The sequence below is a fragment of the Vibrio sp. 779(2023) genome, from assembly GCF_033344285.1.
In the GTDB taxonomy this organism is placed as follows: domain Bacteria; phylum Pseudomonadota; class Gammaproteobacteria; order Enterobacterales; family Vibrionaceae; genus Vibrio; species Vibrio alginolyticus.
The window spans coordinates 1-1,905 of record NZ_JAWPOM010000058.1; the positions used below are offsets into that span (position 1 = coordinate 1).

General features: G+C 50.0%; 2 protein-coding genes. Both read left to right on the top strand.

Translation table 11 applies throughout. The features are described from left to right. The first annotated feature begins 51 nt into the window (after nucleotides 1-51). A complete protein-coding gene (locus R8O70_RS24805) occupies nucleotides 52-1,602 on the top strand; it encodes a hypothetical protein (RefSeq protein WP_318184412.1) in 1,551 nt (516 codons plus the stop codon). After that, nucleotides 1,602-1,905, top strand: a 304-nt coding sequence (locus tag R8O70_RS24810) for a DTW domain-containing protein (protein WP_318184413.1), incomplete at its 3' end; no start/stop codon positions are given. The genes R8O70_RS24805 and R8O70_RS24810, both read left to right, overlap by 1 nt.

Genomic DNA, 1,905 nt, shown 5'->3' on the forward strand with positions numbered 1-1,905 from the left:
CCATAATGCCATCCGATGCCGATTGAGTAATAATAATGAGGAAGATATAACATGAAGGCTTTGAAAAACCCAGTGGCACTCGCCACTCTGCTGGTTCTGCAAGCATGTAGTTCGCAACCGCCACAATCTGGCGCGGAAACACCAACCTCTCCACCAGCATCATTAGATAAGCCTGAAACCATTCAACCTCAAACTTTTATGTTGCGCGGCAAAGTAATCATCGGCCATGAAAGCCAATACATCATGCCTTGCGGCAGCGACAAACAATATTGGTTGCAACTGTCACCACAACAAATTCAACGCGCCATTAAGCTCGGCAATGAACCGTACCAAACCATGTATGGCGAAGTCATCGGTCATCTTAATCCTCCGGGCATTGATGGTTTCTCTGCGGATTTCGACGCCAACTTTGTGGTTGAGCAAGTGAACTTCCTCACTACCGAAAACCCAAATCGTTGCAGCCAACCGCAAAAACCGACGCGTGTATTTGGCAACGAGCCGTCTTGGGCAGCCAGTTTTGAAGCCAATGCGCTTAAGTTCCAACAGATGGGTAAAACCACCGAAATGCTGTCTATTCAAAGCAGTCAACTGCAGCCGCGCCAACGCACTTATAGGCTTGATGATGGTGAACTACGCATGACGGAAAACCTCTGTTCAGACACCATGAGCGACTCTTTATATGGCTGGAAAGCAACACTCAAACACGATGGAAACACTTACCAAGGGTGTGGCATGGCAGCGAACGTTGATGCAACGCTTAGCTGGGCAAATACCTATGTAGCCACCTCAACGCAATCACAAGGTTTTGAGGTGCAAATGACCTTAAACCCTGACCACAGCGCCACGACGAAATACAGCTACTCAAACGGTCAAGACCCATTAGTGGAACGCGGCTTCTGGCAACAGTTGAGCCCGTCGCAAGTTCAAGTTGTGATGACCCACCACCAGCAACAACGTTTGATGTCTGAGCGACTCTTTACGCGCGATGGCAACCAACTCAAAGCCACCAAGGAAAAAGTGGGCAGCATGGTGTACCCGATCGCCGATGGTGGCTTAGTGCTTTACCCAGCAACCGTTCGTGATGCAGGCGTTCAACAACCGGCGGCGAAGCGCGCAGACCAACCTATCGGCAGTGCTGACGTCCCATCCAGTGCCGATTTCGATTCCAAAGTCGATGCTGCGGTACGTAACTACTTCTTCATTCACCAAACCGACCCAAGCAATAACCAATACCGCTGGTTAACGTACGATCTCAATGGTGATGGTAATGAAGAACTGCTGGTTCAATTGGATTGGTGCGGCTCAGGCGGTTGTACGCTCTTGGTGTTCGAAAACCATGAAAAAGAATGGCGCTTCAACAGTCGAATTACACTGGTAAGAAGCCCAATGATGCTCGGCCAACAAACGTCGCACGGTTGGCGCGACCTGATTTTCGATGTTAGTGGCGGCGGCGCAACACCAGCAAAACATGTCATGCAGTACACTGGCGTAACCTACCCTCTGAACTCGCGCATGGCACCAACAGCCACACCTGAACAAATCAGTGGTGTTCGTCTGTTCTCGGATGGTATTAGCCCAGTTCGTGAAGGGGTTCGACTGTAATGTCACAACCGTGTCCCCATTGCGGTTTTCTGTTCAACTGTATTTGCTCGCTGGTGCCTAAACTCACCAGCAAGCACGACATACTGCTATTGATGCACCCAAATGAGCTAACTCGTGACACCAATACGGGCCAGCTATTACAGCATTGCCAACTCAACGTCGAGCAAGCAATCTGGGATCGCAAACAACCACCAGCAGAGTTGCTCACTCGCTTGGCTGATCCATCACTGTACCCGGTGATTCTATTCCCAAGCGAAGAAAGCATCACACTCGAACATGTGGAAATGCAAAGCCAGCAACAAG